General features: G+C 64.4%; 12 protein-coding genes and 1 other annotated feature. Of the genes, 7 read left to right on the top strand and 5 right to left on the bottom strand.

From position 1 onward, the window contains the following. Window positions 1-12 precede the first annotated feature (12 nt). From ACLE20_RS02070 to ACLE20_RS02045, 6 genes are all read left to right on the top strand, one after another. Window positions 13-1,479 carry an aldehyde dehydrogenase family protein gene (locus ACLE20_RS02070; protein ID WP_410938582.1) on the top strand — a complete coding sequence of 489 codons (1,467 nt, stop codon included), beginning with the start codon at window positions 13-15 and terminating at the stop codon, window positions 1,477-1,479. Window positions 1,480-1,481: 2 nt separating this feature from the next. After that, window positions 1,482-2,039, top strand: coding sequence for a hypothetical protein (locus ACLE20_RS02065; protein WP_410938581.1), 558 nt, complete (start codon window positions 1,482-1,484; stop codon window positions 2,037-2,039). Then, window positions 2,036-3,664: a GMC family oxidoreductase gene (locus tag ACLE20_RS02060; protein ID WP_410938580.1), complete on the top strand. Its 1,629-nt coding sequence runs from the start codon at window positions 2,036-2,038 to the stop codon at window positions 3,662-3,664. The genes ACLE20_RS02065 and ACLE20_RS02060 overlap by 4 nt, the downstream gene beginning before the upstream one ends. Before the next feature lie 38 nt (window positions 3,665-3,702). After that, a complete protein-coding gene (locus ACLE20_RS02055; protein ID WP_410938579.1) occupies window positions 3,703-4,776 on the top strand; it encodes a DSD1 family PLP-dependent enzyme in 1,074 nt (357 codons plus the stop codon). Beyond that, window positions 4,773-5,915, top strand: coding sequence for a pyridoxal-phosphate dependent enzyme (locus tag ACLE20_RS02050; protein WP_410938578.1), 1,143 nt, complete (start codon window positions 4,773-4,775; stop codon window positions 5,913-5,915). The genes ACLE20_RS02055 and ACLE20_RS02050 overlap by 4 nt, the downstream gene beginning before the upstream one ends. A gap of 72 nt (window positions 5,916-5,987) precedes the next feature. After that, window positions 5,988-6,043: a sequence feature (sul1 is cis-regulatory element that is thought to sense ions involved in sulfur or methionine metabolism; They are found in Alphaproteobacteria), on the top strand. Between the two features lie 71 nt (window positions 6,044-6,114). Continuing rightward, window positions 6,115-7,602, top strand: coding sequence for a SulP family inorganic anion transporter (locus tag ACLE20_RS02045; protein ID WP_410938577.1), 1,488 nt, complete (start codon window positions 6,115-6,117; stop codon window positions 7,600-7,602). A gap of 173 nt (window positions 7,603-7,775) precedes the next feature. Here ACLE20_RS02045 and ACLE20_RS02040 read toward each other — a convergent pair whose 3' ends face one another. From ACLE20_RS02040 to ACLE20_RS02020, 5 genes are read right to left on the bottom strand one after another with little or no spacing between them, the layout of a single operon-like run. Next, entirely contained in the window at window positions 7,776-8,849 is a 1,074-nt protein-coding gene (locus ACLE20_RS02040; protein ID WP_410938576.1) for a DUF2218 domain-containing protein, read from the bottom strand. A gap of 13 nt (window positions 8,850-8,862) precedes the next feature. Continuing rightward, a complete protein-coding gene (locus ACLE20_RS02035) occupies window positions 8,863-9,699 on the bottom strand; it encodes an ABC transporter ATP-binding protein (RefSeq protein WP_410938575.1) in 837 nt (278 codons plus the stop codon). A gap of 2 nt (window positions 9,700-9,701) precedes the next feature. Next, complete coding sequence (locus tag ACLE20_RS02030; protein WP_410938574.1) at window positions 9,702-10,736, bottom strand: FecCD family ABC transporter permease; 1,035 nt, start codon at window positions 10,734-10,736, stop codon at window positions 9,702-9,704. Continuing rightward, the gene (locus ACLE20_RS02025) at window positions 10,733-11,725 is read right to left on the bottom strand and encodes a FecCD family ABC transporter permease (protein WP_410939117.1); all 993 of its coding nucleotides are present in this window, start codon (window positions 11,723-11,725) and stop codon (window positions 10,733-10,735) included. The genes ACLE20_RS02030 and ACLE20_RS02025 overlap by 4 nt, the downstream gene beginning before the upstream one ends. Window positions 11,726-11,775: 50 nt before the next feature. Next, window positions 11,776-12,786: an iron-siderophore ABC transporter substrate-binding protein gene (locus tag ACLE20_RS02020; protein ID WP_410938573.1), complete on the bottom strand. Its 1,011-nt coding sequence runs from the start codon at window positions 12,784-12,786 to the stop codon at window positions 11,776-11,778. Between the two features lie 270 nt (window positions 12,787-13,056). Between ACLE20_RS02020 and ACLE20_RS02015 the strand changes: the two genes are divergently transcribed. Further along, window positions 13,057-15,147 (top strand): TonB-dependent siderophore receptor, encoded by a 2,091-nt coding sequence (locus ACLE20_RS02015; protein WP_410938572.1) that lies wholly within the window; start codon window positions 13,057-13,059, stop codon window positions 15,145-15,147. Window positions 15,148-15,152 lie beyond the last annotated feature (5 nt).

The following is a 15,152-nucleotide window of genomic DNA, read 5'->3' as shown; positions in this document are numbered from 1 at the left end:
GAGACAGCGATCATGGACGGAACCTACACGTCATCGCCAAGGACAGCGAACTATATTGGCGGCCGCTGGATAGGCGAGCCGGACACCATGCCAGCCATCAACCCCGCCACCGGCGACGTCATCGCGCAGCTGCCAAAATCGAGCCGCGACACTGCGGCCCTCGCTGTCGCGGCAGCCAAGGCCGCAGCGCCCGGCTGGGCGGCGACCCCGGTATTCAAGCGCGCGGAGATGTGCGTCGCGATCGGCGCGGCGATCGACGTGGCGCGCGATCATATCGCGCGCATCCTCTCCGCCGAGCAGGGCAAGGTGTTTTCCGAAGCCTACGGAGAAGTCTCGAAGGCGGCGGATGGGTTCCGGCTCGCGGCCGAGCTCGTCAAGCAGATGGGCGGCCAAACCTTGCCGACCGAAGATCCGACCAAGCTCGTCATGACCATTCGCCAGCCGCGCGGCGTCTATGGCGTCATCACGCCCTGGAACTTCCCGGTCAACATCCCCGTCGAGTATCTGGCGCCAGGGATTGCCACGGGCAATGCCATCGTCTGGGTGCCGGCGCCATCGACCTCGTTGGTCGCCTGTGCGCTGATGGAGGTCATCGAGAAGGCCGGCCTGCCGGCGGGCGTGATCAATCTGGTGATCGGTGAAGGCGCGACCGCCGGCGATGCGATCGTCATCCATCCCGATGTCGCGGCCATCGGCTTCACGGGAAGCGCCGCCACCGGCAAGCGCATTGCCGAACGCGGTGCCGGCAAGCCGCTGCTCCTGGAACTCGGCGGCAACGGACCGGTCGTGGTGTTCGAGGATGCCGATCTCGATGCGGCTGCGGCCGCGGCAGCCGGCGGCGCCTTCTTCAATGCTGGTCAGGTCTGCGCTGCGACCGGCCGGGTCCTCGCGCATCACTCGATCGTCGACAGCCTGTGCGAAAAGCTGACAGCACATGCCGCGGAGCATGTGCTGGGCGATCCCTCGCATCAGGGCACCACCATGGGGCCGCTCAACAATGCGAAGGTCGCGGCCAAGGTGAAGGAGCATGTGGACGATGCCATCGCCTCCGGCGCCAAGGTGCTCTATGGCGGCAAGCAGCGCTCCGATCTCGGCAGCGATCTCTTCTTCGAGCCGACGGTCATTCGCGACGTGACCCGCGAGATGAGGATCAATCGGGAAGAGACATTCGGCCCGGTCGTCCCGGTCATCGCCTTCCAGGATGAGGCCGAAGCCCTCGATCTCGCACTCGACAGCGAGTACGGCCTGTCGGTCGGCGTCTTCACCGGCGACATCACCCGCGGCATCGAGATGGCGCGCGCCATTCCTGCCGGCATCGTCAACGTCAATGGCGGCAGCACCTATTGGGAAATCCATCTGCCTTTCGGTGGCGGGACCGGCACCAAGAGCGGCATCGGCCGCCTCGGCGGCATGCATACGATGGAGGCGATGACGGAACTGAAGATGATCACGGTCACCATCGATCGGAAGGGAGCGTAGCCATGGATTCGGTTTCGATTCCGCAGCAGGCCGGCAGCAATGCCCGCTTGGCCCCAACGGAGAAAGCGCGGCTTCTGCAGCGTCTCGTCGATGAACTCATCCCGGGGGCCGAGGGTTGGCCATCGGCGTCCGAGGCCGGCGTGCATGGCATTGTTGCCCTCCGCCTCTTCGCCGACGGCACGACCGGCATGTTCGATACGATCGCCGAGAGGGTGGATTGGCCGTCCGGCGCGCTCGACAGCGATGACCGGGAAACCCGCATCGCTGCCGTGAGGGCGTTCGAAGCGGCCGATCCCGACCTCTTCGAGAAGATCTATGCCGCCGTTACGCTTGCCTATTACGAGACGCCCTTCGTGGTGGAAGCCATTGCCGTGACCGGCCGGCCTTACTCGATCCGCCCGCATGTCTCGGGCTACCCGATGGCGCCGTTCGACTACGCCCGCGATACGCCGATGCACGGCCGCGGCCATTATCTGAAGACAGACGACGTCGTGCCGGTCGATACCTCCGCGCTCGATCTCGACACGAAGAAGACCGTCCGCTGGGGGATTGAACGATGAACACCGATCGCACCTGTGATGTCCTGATCGTCGGCGCCGGCGCCACCGGTTCGCTGGCCGCCCTTGTGCTCGCCCAAGGCGGTCTCGATGTCGTCTGTCTGGAGCAGGGCTCCTGGGTGGAGGCCGAAGACCATCCGCACCTGCATGCGGATTGGACATGGCAACGCCGCACCAATTGGAGCCCGGACGTCAACAAGCGCACGCATCCCGACGATTTTCCGGTCACCACCGATTCCTCGCAGATCCTGATGTGGAACGCCGTCGGCGGATCGACCAATGTCTATGGTGCGATCTGGCCCCGATACCGCCCTTCCGATTTCCGCAAGGGAACCGAACACGGCCTCCAGCCCGACTGGCCGATCACCTATGAGGACATCGCGCCCTATTACGAGGAAGCCGACCGTCTCGTCGGTGTCTCCGGCCTTGCCGGCGATCCCGCCATGCCCGCGCGCGACACATGCCCGACGCGGCCGATGCCGGTGTCGAAGGTCGCCAAGCGCCTGGCCTCCGGCTTCGATAGGCTCGGTTGGCACTGGTGGCCCGCAGAGGCGGGCGCGATCTCGGAGGATTATGACGGCCGCCCGGCCTGCAACAATTGCGGCGCCTGCAACGGCTGCCCGCGCGGCTCGATGAGCAAATATTCGATGTCGATCTGGCCGAAGGCCCTGGAAGCCGGCTGCGAACTGCGCATCAATGCACGCGTGCTCAAGATCGAGACGGATGCCGATGGTCGCGCCAGCGGTGCGCGCTATGTCGATCGCAACACCGGCCACACGCATTTCCAGAAGGCGAAGATCGTCATCGTCGCAGCCAATGGCATCGGCACGCCGCGCCTGCTGCTCGCCTCCGACAATCTCGCCAACAGCAATGACCAAGTCGGCCGCCATCTTCTGCACCACACGCTGGTCGCCTGCGAACTCTGGGTTGACGAGCCGGTCGATGGTCACATCGGTTACGTCGCCTCGCTCCTGTCGCGCCAGTTCGCCGAGACCGATGTTTCGCGTGGCTTCGTCAATGGGTTCAACTTCAACTGCATCACATCAACCGCCTCGGCCGGCGAGCTTGCCGCCGGCTGGTTCACGACGGCGCGCGCCCCCTGGGGCAAGGAGCACCACAGCTGGTTCCAGCGCCATTTCGGCCATTCGATCGGCGTCTTCGCGATCGGCGATGACCTGCCGAACCCGGACAACCGCGTGACGCTCGATCCTGTTCTCAAGGATTCCGACGGCGTGCCGGCTGCCAAGACGCAGTATGCGCCGGGCGAAAACGACAAGCGGATGATGAACTACATGCTCGACCGGCTCGAAGAGCTCGCCAAGGCATGCGGCGCGTTCGATTATCGCCTGCATGACTATCGCGGCAAGGACGGCGTCTATCGCACGCCGGCCTGGCACATGATCGGCACCTGCCGCATGGGCGACGATCCGAAGACGTCGGTCGTCAACAAGTGGAACCAGACCTGGGAGGTGCCGAACCTCTTCATCGTCGACGGCAGCGTGCTGACGACGGGCGGCGTGGTTAATCCGACGCCGACGATCTCGGCGCTGGCTCTCCGGGCTGCCGCCTATATCCGCGATAATTTCGAGGCGTTGTCGGACACGACGCGTCGCTCCATCGCCGCATGAGGTGACACGTGCTGCAACGTCCGCCGGCGGAGCCGGGAATGCATGAATCCGAGATCGATACGCCGGCCCTGGTGATCGATCTCGACATCATGGAAGCCAACATGGATCGCATGGCCGCCTTCTGCCGTGAGGCGGGGGTCGGTCTGCGCGCCCATGCCAAGACCCACAAGTCGCCGGTGATCGCGCACTGGCAGATCGATCGCGGCGCGGTCGGGCAGTGCGTCCAGAAGCCGGCAGAGGCGGAAGTCCTCGCCTGGGGCGGCGTCCGCGACATTCTGATCTCGAACGAGGTCGTTTCCGAACGCAAGCTGCAGCGCGTGGCGGCGCTGCAGGCCATGGCCACAGTCTCCGTCTGTGCCGACAATGCCGCAACGGTCGAGCTGATCGAAGCGATCGCCGAAGCGGCCGGCCGGCGCATGACCGTGCTAGTGGAAATCGACGTCATGGGCGCGCGCTGCGGCATCGAGCCCGGCGCGGAGGCGGCGGCCCTTGCAAAACGGATCGCGGCAAGCCGCCATCTCGTCTTCGGCGGGCTGCAGTCCTACCATGGCGGTGCGCAGCATCGGCGCAGCGAGGAGGAACGGCGGAGTGCCATCGCGGACGCGGTGCGCAAGACTGTCGTCACCATTGATGCGATACGAGGGCAGGGGCTGAGCTGCGCGATCGTCGGCGGCGCCGGCACCGGGACGTTCCGGCATGAGGCCGCCAGCGGGGTCTACACCGAGATCCAGGCCGGCTCCTACATCTTCATGGACGCCGACTATGCGCGCAACGATCCGACACCCGAATTCCAGCAATCGCTTTTCGTGCTGAGCACCGTGATGAGCGCAGCGCGCGATGGTCGCGCGGTCCTCGATTGCGGGCACAAGGGTGTGGCGATCGACAGCGGCCTGCCGCTCGTCCATGGCCGTCCGGATATCGACTATATCGGAGCCTCCGACGAGCATGGCGCGCTGACGCTCCGGGACACCTCCCTGCGGGTCGGCGAGCAGCTGCGCCTCGTCCCCGGCCACTGCGACCCGACTGTCGACCGCTACGACTGGTATGTCGGCCTTCGAGGCCAAAGGGTGGCATGCGTCTTCCCTGTGGCGGCGCGGGGCATGATGCAATGAGGGCCGAAGAGCAGCCGGCATTCCGCCCCGGCACCGACGCGATGACATTGCGCTGCATCGCCTGTGATGCGGCCTATCCGGCCGAGCTGCTCTACCGATGCGCCGCATGCGGTGGCATTCTCGAAGTCTCGCGCATCGCGAAGGCTGGAGGCTGGGCCAATGCCGATTTCGTCGATCCGGCCGTGACGCTCGGGGAGGGTGGCACGCCGCTGCGCGCCGTGGCACCAGACCTGCTTCATTCAGAATTTCACGGGCGGCTGTTCCTCAAGGACGAGACGCGCAATCCCTCTGGCTCCTTCAAGGACCGCCTGGTCGCGGCATCCCTGTCGCGCGCCATCGAACAGGGCGCGCGGGGTATCGTCAGCGCCTCGAGCGGCAATGCCGGCGCGGCCGCCGCCTGCTATGCTGCCCATGCGGGGACCCCGGCGATCATCTGCTGCCCCGAGGCGACGCCGCACGGCAAGCTCGCCCAGATCCTCGCCTATGGAGCAACGCTGGAGCGCGTCCCCGGTCACTATGGCAACGCCTTTCGCCGGGCGATGGCGCTGTGCGAGGAGAGGGGCTATGTCAACCTGACGACGACCTATCTCAATCCCTATGGCGTCGACGCCCTGCGTCTGGTCGGACAGGAGATCCTGGACGGTCTCGACGGGGTGGGTCCCGATTGGGTTGCCGTTCCCACAAGCTCGGGGCCGCTGGTCAAAGGGGTCTTCCAGGGGTTTAAGGATGCCGGGGCCGGGATGCCGCGGCTCGTCGCGGCGCAGTCCGAAGGCTGCGCCCCGATCGCCAAGGCCTTCGCAGAGGGCACCGATATCGTCCAGCCCTGGACGGCACCCCGCACGATCGCGTCCGGCATTTCCGACCCGCTTCTCGGCTATCCCGAGGAAGGCAGCCACACGCTCTCGCTTGTTCGCGAGAGCGGCGGCACGGCAGTCGCCGTGCCCGACGACGAGATCAGGGCCGCCATGATCGCCTTGGCGCGACAGGCCGGGCTGTTCAGCGAACCGACAGGCGCTGCCTCTCTCGCCGCCTGCCGGAGACTGTTCCTCGAAGGGACTATCAACGCCGGTGACACGGTCGTCTGCATCGTCACGGGCCACGGCTTCAAGGATGTCTCCGCATGGGAGAATGTGTCCTAGCCCCGCGGGCTGCGTGCAGACTTCAAGAGACCGTTGCGAAAGAGGCTCCCTTGCGTTACGGATCGTCATCCGCAGGGACCCGGTGAGACTCCGGGTGGCTCTTCTGGCCGCCAATCCGCCAGACAACACAGCAACGCAACCTTCCCATGTTCAGGACCGTGCTCTGCGCGGCCCGTTGCATCACCTGTGAAAAGTATCCATGCAAACTCTTTCAAACTACCGCCGGGATTGGTTCGCCAATCTCCGTGGCGACCTGCTCTCGGGCATCGTCGTCGCGCTCGCGCTCATTCCCGAAGCCATCGGCTTCTCCGTTATCGCCGGCGTCGACCCCAAGGTCGGGCTGTATGCCTCCTTCGCCATCGCCTGCGTGGCGGCTTTCGTCGGCGGCCGGCCCGGCATGATCTCCGCCGCCACGGCAGCCACCGCCGTCGTGATGGTCACGCTCGTGAAGGAACACGGGCTGCACTATCTCTTTGCCGCCACCATCCTGATGGGCGTTATCCAGATCGTCGCTGGATGGCTGAAGCTCGGGCGCGTCATGCGCTTCGTCTCACGCTCGGTCATCACGGGCTTCGTCAATGCGCTGGCGATCCTCATTTTCATGGCGCAGCTGCCGGAGCTGATCGGCGTGCCGATGCTCACCTATGCCATGATCGCGGGCGGCCTCGCCATCATCTACCTGTTTCCGTACCTGACCAGGGCGATCCCGTCGCCGCTCGTCGCCATTGCGGTGCTGACCGCGATTGCCTGGTGGACGGGCATCGACCTGCGCACCGTCGGCGATCTCGGCGAGCTTCCTTCCAGCTGGCCGAGCTTCATGCTGCCCGATGTGCCGCTCACCTGGGAGACGCTCACGATTATCTTTCCCTATTCGGTGACGCTCGCCGCCGTCGGCCTGCTCGAGTCATTGCTGACGGCCCAGATCGTCGATGACATGACGGACACGCCGAGCAACAAGAGCCAGGAATGCATCGGCCAGGGCGCGGGCAACATCGCCTCGGCGCTCATCGGCGGCATGGGCGGCTGTGCCATGATCGGCCAGTCGGTGATCAACGTCAGCTCGGGAGGGCGTGGCCGGCTCTCGACCTTCGTCGCCGGGGCCTTTCTCCTGTTCCTGATCGTGGTGCTCGACGACCTCGTCCGCATCATCCCGATGGCCGCGCTCGTCGCCGTGATGATCATGGTCTCGATCGGCACCTTCTCCTGGCGCTCGATCCTCGACCTTCGGCGCAATCCGCTGCCATCCTCCTTCGTCATGCTGGCAACGGTGGTGACCGTGGTCGCGACCCAGGATCTTGCCAAGGGCGTCATCGTCGGCGTGCTGCTGTCCGGCATCTTCTTTGCGGGAAAGGTGGCACGGCTCTTCCGCGTCACGCGGCAGGATGATGCAGCGGCCGGCAGAGTGACCTATGTCGTTGAAGGCCAGATCTTCTTCGCCTCGGCTGAAAGCTTTCTCAACGCCTTCGACTTCACCGAGGATGCCAGTACGGTTACCATCGACGTCAGTGCTGCGCATCTTTGGGATATCACCGCCGTCGGTGCCCTGGACAAGGCCGTGCTCAAGTACCGCAAGGCCGGAGCGGAGGTTGAGGTGAAGGGCTTCAACCAGGCAAGCGCCGACATGGTCGACAGGTTCGCTCTCCACGACAAGGAGGAGCGCCAAGCCGCGAGCGCGTCAGTGCATTGAATGGGTCGACGATCTCGAATCCGCTGCGGACGGACTGCTGCCGACGGGCCGGGAGCGTTGCGCCTCAGCTGCCAAACGGTCGCGCGGCTGGATAGTCCCTGCGAGCGGTTGTCACCTCCGCGCACCTGACCCGCATGAATACAGCCTCAATGCTGGTTGGGTCCGTCTCGGCGTTATTCCCGCTCCCAGTACCAAGCGACGTACATGAGTTTCCGGTCGTACTGCCGCGCTTTCAGAAGCGACCGGATCGAGCGGATCGTTTGCTTTTCTGTGGCAGCCCACACGAAGGTGCCGGCCTCCATGCCGTCGATGGCAGCCGTGGCAGCCTGTAAGAGAGCCGAACTGCTGGGAGCCGAGTTTCGCGCGCGGTGAAGCCAGCGGAGGTCGAGCTTGCAACGACCTCTCAGACTTTGCTGCTCCGCTTCACTTTCGACCTCAACGATCGCGGTGATCCGTGTTCCTTCGGGCACCTCTTCGATGATCCGGGCGATCGCCGGTAGGGCCGTCTCGTCGCCGATCATCAAGATAGTCGAGGCATCGGGGACATGGCCGCCACCTGGACCCATGATCGCTGCGATGGTGCCTGGCTCGGCCGTCCGCGCAAAGTCCGCGCCGGGTGTCACCTCGCCGGTCTCCCCGTGCAGCAGGATGTCGATCCAGAATTGTCGGGCGTCGCAATCCACGCCGCGGATCGTATAGGTGCGGGCGATCAGTTCGTCCTCGCCCTGCGGCCAGGAAAGCCGTCCATCCTCCCTGAAGCCGGGCCAAACCGGCTTTCGCCCATGCGGCGGAACCAGCAGCTGCACATGCATATCGCCGCTGGCGAAGGGCGTTGCATCGGCGATGGAGAACGTGACCCGCCGCATCTTCGGCGTCACGTTGATGGCCGAAACGACTGTCACCTCATGAAGATTGGGTGGCCGCGTCACAGTGTTGCTGCCCGACCATTCGAGAGAGAAGGGTTCGCCTTCCGCAAAATAGAAAAGATGTTCGGCAAGCGATGTCTGGATGAGCCTGAGATGATCGGCAGTCGGACAGTCGAGATCGATCAGCAGTCGACCGGCATCAATGCGGAGCCTAGCCAGGCCGTCCGCGCTTCGCAGGATCGCGCCATTGGCGGTTTGCTCGACCTGCGCATGTTCGATGAAGTGTTCGCAGATCTCCTCCAGCATGCCGCTGGCGCTCAATGGCACCGCGACGCCGCTGAGGGCGAAGGACGATGGGGCAAGGGGAGTGAGAGCGTTCATGCGCGGTTTCCTCTCAAGTCGTCTCGGTTCGGTTTTTCTTGACGTGGTCCGTGTCCAACATCCTGTGACGGCTGATGGGCAACATGAACGGACGCCCGGACGTGGGATCGGTGATGATGCGGCTCTCAAGGTCGAACACCTGACGCACCATCTCCTCGGTCAGCACCTGCTCCGGCGCGCCCGACGAAAAGACTCGACCGGCGGCCATGGCCAGCAGGTGATCGGCATAGCGGGCCGCGAGATTGAGATCGTGCAGGACCATCACCACCGTGATGCCACGGTCGCGGTTCAGATCGACCAGAAGGTCCAGCACCTCGACCTGATGGTGGATGTCGAGATAGGTGGTCGGCTCGTCGAGAAGCAGGATGTCGGTTTCCTGTGCCAGCGCCATGGCGATCCAGACACGCTGCCTCTGGCCGCCGGAGAGAGTGTCGACCGGCCGTTCGACAAGCGCCTCGAGCCGCGTCGCCGCCAGAGCGCGCGCGACTCCGCGGTCATCGGCCGAGGTCCAGCGCGAGAACAGGCCCTGGTGCGGGTAGCGGCCGCGGCTGACGAGATCCAGCACCGTGATCCCTTCGGGCGCGAGAGGCGTCTGTGGCAGCAGGCCCATCTGCCGAGCCAAGGATCGCGACGGGATCTTCTGGATCGCAATGCCGTCGAGAAGCACCTCGCCATGTCTGGGTGCGATGAGCCGCGCCAGTGCCCGCAGGAAGGTGGATTTTCCGCAGGCATTTGCGCCGACGACTGCCGTGATCTTGCCGGAGGGGATCTCGACATCGACGTCGTGCAGGACTTGCGCATCATCATATCCGGCCGAAAGTCGGCGCGCGAGCAGCTCGTGGTTCGCCATTGTCATCCTCCCGTCCGGTTGGCGCGGACAATGAGGAAGACCAGATAGGGGGCGCCCAGCACACCGGTGACGACGCCGACCGGATATCGGTTGGGAAGCCCGTGCTGCCCTATGAAATCGGCGATCAAAACCAGCCCGGCGCCGGCGAGCGCGGCACCCGGCAGGAGCGAACCCCTGTTGTGCAGGATGCGTGCGGCGATTGGGCCGGAGAGAAAGGCGACGAAGGCGATCGGCCCGGTCGCCGCTGTCGCGGAAGCGATCAAAGCGACGGCCGCCAGCATCACGAGGACCCTGGTCAGGCCGGTTCGAACGCCGAGGGATGCTGCGACCTCGTCGCCGAGGCGCAGGGCCTCGAGATCGCGCGTCCGGCTGAGGAGCAGGCCGCCGAACAGGATCAAGGCGACAAGCAGCGGGACTGCTTGGTCCAAGCTGGCCCCATTGACGCTACCGGTCAACCAGCGAAGAGCCTCCTGCAGGTTCCAGGCGGGTGAGGACTGAAGAACGAGCGCGATCATGCTTTGGAGCATCGCCGAAACGCCGATCCCGACCAGGATGAGCCGTGTTCCGGACGCGCCGTTTTGAAGGGACAGGCCGTAGACCAGCACGGCAGTCGTGAGGCCACCGGCAATGGCAATGATCGAGACCTCCGGTCCGCGCATCGAGAAGACGACGATGGCCACCACGGCGGCCGCGCCCGCACCGGAGGTGACGCCGATGATGTCGGGACTGGCGAGCGGATTGCGAAGCATGAGCTGGAAGCTTGCCCCGCCGAGACCGAAGCACAGGCCGGCCAGCACGGATACGACCGCCCGTGGCAGGCGGAGCTGACCAACCGTGAAACCCGCGCCAGGCACGGTCTCGCCCAGCAGGACCCGGATGACGTCCAAGGGCGGCGTGACGGATCGACCGACGCTGAGCGTCACGAGAAAACCTACAACGAGCAGCGCAAGGAGGAGTGTGATTGCACGTCTCTGCTGACGCAGGAACCGGCGACGAAGACCGACGAAACGCTCAAGATTGGCAGGATCGGCGATCATAGGTCTCTCACCCTTTGCCGCCGGACGATCGCGATGAAGAACGGAGCGCCGAGCAGTGCCGTTACGATCCCGACGTCGATCTCCGCCGGGCGGGCGACGATGCGCCCGAGGATGTCGGCGGTCACGAGCAGGCAGGCGCCCCCGATCGTCGAGCACGGAAGAAGCCAGCGATGATCAATGCCGACGAGCAGCCGGCAGATATGGGGCACCACCAGTCCGACGAAGGCGATCGGCCCGCACATGGCGGTGGTCGCGCCGCAGAGGAGAACGGCGGCAAGCGCCGAGAAGGCCCGCGCGGCGGCGACGTTCTCTCCCAGTCCGGCTGCCAACTCGTCTCCCAGCGCGAGGGCGTTGAGCTTTCGGGCGGAAAGCAGCCCGGCGAGAAGTCCGACGATCAGAAACGGAAGGACGGGCATGATCCGCGCGAGCGTCGCGCCCCCGACGCCGCCGATCTGCCAGGCCTGCAGGCCGCCCGCAATGTCCGCCCGCGGTAGTATCAGCGCCAGCAGGAGCGACGCGAAGGCCACTGAGGTCGCCGCTCCCGACAAGGCGAGCTTCAGCGGCGTTGCGCCACCACGACCGAGCGAGCCGACCGAGTAGACGAAGAGAGCCGCCACCGCTGCCCCGGCAATCGCGGTCCAGATGAAGGCCTGCGGCGCTGACATGCCGAACCAGGCAACGCCGACGGCAACAGCCAGCGATGCCCCCATATTGACGCCGAGCAGGCCCGGATCGGCCAGCGGATTGCGGGTGATGCCCTGCATGATCGCGCCGGCCAGGCCGAGTGATGCACCGGCGAGGATTGCGAGCGCCGTTCTTGGCAGCCGTAGTGCGACCGCCGCCTCGCCAATCGTTTCACGGGCGCCGCCAAGCGCTGCCAGCAGCTCGCTCCAAGCCACGTTCCGCGTGCCGATGGTGACCGAGAGCATCGCCAGCCCGAAGAGGAGGGCGGCGAAGGCCAGTAGCCATACAAGGCGCGGCTGGCCGATTTCGGCGCGAACCGCTACCGGCGCAGCGTCACGAGTGAGAGACGAGCCGGTCACCGGACAGCCTTGGCGGCTCTGCTCAAGGCGGCGACATAGTCTTTCAGGACCCAGCTGATCGACAGGGGCGTCGGATTGGCACCTGTCCCCATCGGGTCGTTCTTCAGCATGACGAGGGAGCCATTCGAAACGGCCGGCATATGCCGCATCAACGGATTGGCTTCGAGCGCTTCGAGAAGCGAGGCATCGCCATAGGTCACCAATATGTCGACATCGTCGAAGGTGTCGATCTGCTCGGCGCTGATCGAGCCGGAGAACGTGCCGGGTCGGGAGGCGGAGACGACGCTTCTCGGTGAGGCGAGGCCGAGATCCGCGAAGAACTTCACCCGTGTGTCGTTGGTCGTGTAGAAGTTGACGACGCTGAGATCGTTGGCGCCGAGATGGGTAATGAACATCGCGGACTTGCCCGTCAGCTCCGGATGTCCCGCCATGGTCGCGGCAATCTCCGCCTCGGTGCGGGCGATCAGCGCCTCGCCCTCCGCGGCTAGACCGAGGCCGGCACTGTTCAGACGGATGGTATCCCGCCAATCAGTGGACCAAGGCGCATCGGGATAGGCGACCACAGGGGCGATCGCGCTCAGCGTCTCGTAGTCCGACCGGCTGAGGCCGGAATAGGCGGCGAGAATAATGTCCGGCTCGGTCGCCGCCACCGCTTCGAAGTCGATTCCATCACCCTCGTTGAACAGAACCGGCCGTTCGGCTTTCAGCGCGTCAAGCCGGGCGGCGACCCAAGGCAGGATGCCATCGCCATCATCGTCCCCGAAATTCGCCCGCGCCATACCGACGGGTACGATGCCGAGCGCCAACGGAACCTCGTGATTGGACCAGGCGACCGTAGCCACCCGCACCGGCTTCTGCGCCACGACCGTCGTACCGAAGGCATGGTGAATGGTCAGCGGAAAGACGGCATTGTCCTCGGCTCGTGCGTGTCCGGTGGTTTTGAGGCATAGGCCCGTAAAGAGCAAAAGGCATAGGCCAATCGTTCTCAATCGAAATCTCAGCGCCATCCACGCACCTCGCAAAACAAACTTGAGTTCAATTCTCAGCTTCAGCCTCTGTGGTCAACCTGCCTCGGCGTCACATTCGCCCACTGTGTGAACTTCGACAAAGAATCGTACAAACCAGGCGGATCATACAATACCTGACAATGAGACTCTAGTTATAGCGAGTTCGAATCATCGGGCCGTGGGCGGCCCGCAGGTATCGGATTGGGGACATCTGGGATGAATACGAAGAGCTTGGCTGGTTCGAGCGTGGTGGGATTGGGCAGAAGGGCGATGTGGCTACGCCTCCTCGGATGTACGGCGCTTGTCGCTTTGACGCCGGCCTTCTCCGTCGCGCAAGACGCGGTGACAGCAGGCACCGCTACGCAGCTTGATACGCTGGAGGTCGGGAGAGGCAGCAGCACGGGCACCCGTCTTGATACGGAGGGCGATTCTGACACGATCGTGGCCACGGAAACGACCGCTGGTGGGAAGATGCCGACGGAGATCCTCAAGACTCCGGCCGCTGTGTCGGTTGTCACCTCGAAGGAGATCGAGGAGCGCGCGGCCGATACAGTGGAGCAGGTCGTGCAGTACACGGCGGGCGTCGTGACGGATTTCTACGGCTCGGATGACCGCTATGATTACTTCGACATTCGCGGTTTCACGCCCTATACCTATCGCGACGGCCTTGCGGTCGGCCGCACCTTCGCCGGGGTGCGTGAGGAGCCCTATGCGTTCGAGCGGATCGAGGTTCTCAAGGGCGCGAACTCGTCTGGCTTCGGTGCCGCTGAACCGGGCGGCTCCGTCAATTACGTGACGAAGGTCCCGAAGTGGGATCGCTTCGGCGAAGTCTACGGCACCGGCGGCTCCTTCTCGCACAAGGAGTTCGGCTTCGATTTCGGCGATGTCATCGACGCCGAGGAAAGTCTCGCCTATCGCCTGACCGGCAAGTTCCAACGCGCCGATGCGGAATACGACTATTCCCAGGATGACGAGAACTTTCTCATGGGCGGTCTCAGCTGGCAGCCGAACGACATGACCAGCCTTACCGTCGTCTTCGACCATCTGGACAAGGACGGCGTACCGGGTAGCGGCGGCCACCCGCTTGGTACCGATTTCGATCGCCACCAGTTCTTCGGCGAGCCGGACTACTATTTCACGGATACGAACCGCAACAGCTATAGCGTGATGTTCGACCACGACTTCGGCAACGGGCTGAGTTTCGGTTCGCACGCGCGGTACAGCAACCTGAACGACGGGTTCGGCAGCGCCTATATCGGCAGCACGCCGACCGATGGCACGACCGAGGCAGGACGCTACTTCTTCGGCAATGAACGCTCGAACGAACAGTTCGTGATCGACGCCAACCTCGTCTATGAGACAGAGATCAATGGTACCGAAAGCCGGACGCTCCTCGGTGCCGATTACAACAACTACCAGGCCGATAGCGACAGCTTCTACACCGGTGCTCCGCCGATCGATTGGGAGAATCCGATCTATTCCGGGGGGCCCGGTACCCTTGTGCCCTATGCCAGCACGGCCAACGATCAAAAGACCACCGCCCTCTACCTGCAGCAGGATCTAACCTTCTTCGACCGTCTCTCGGTCAGCGTCGGCCTGCGCAACGACTGGCTGGATCTGTCGGAAACCAACCTCCTTACCGACAGCACGCAGTCCGGCACCCACAGCGAGTTCACCGCGCGGATTGGCGCGAGCTACAAGCTGACGGAGGAACTGGCACCTTACATCAGCTATGCAGAATCTGCCGCGCCGCCGGCCGCCGGCGCCGAGCCGACCACCGGCAAGCAGTATGAGGTCGGCATCAAGTATAAGCCGGACGCTTTCCCGGCGCTGATCACTGCATCCGTCTACGACCTGACCAAGGGCGACATAACGGTCTTCGATCAGGTCACCTACTTGCCGCAGACCGTGGAAAAGGTGCGCCACCGCGGCTTCGAGCTGGAGGCAAAGGCGGAGGTCACCGATACGATCGACGTGATCGCCGCCTATTCCTACATCGATTCCAACATCGACGAGCCCGGCGGCGCCAATGACGGAAACCGCCTGATGCGTGTTCCACGCCATGTTGCTTCCGTCTGGGGCACCTATACGCTCGCAGGGCAGGGCGCGCGCGGCGACATGATGTTCGGGCTCGGCGCACGCTATACCGACGAGTATTTTACCGACATCGCCAACACCAAGACCTCGGAAAGCGCAGTCGTGTTCGATGCCGCCTTCACCTACAAGGTCCAGAAAAACACCACGTTCCAGCTCAATGTCAGCAATCTCTTCGACGAGAAGCACATCGCGAGCACGGATACCGGCGGTGTCTACTACAATCCGGGACGCAAGATCCTGGCGACCCTGCGTCAGACATGGTGAGGGGC

The sequence above is a fragment of the Rhizobium sp. YIM 134829 genome (assembly GCF_046546455.1).
Note: the sequence above shows the minus strand (reverse complement) of the source record. Positions and strands in the feature narration are given on the sequence as shown.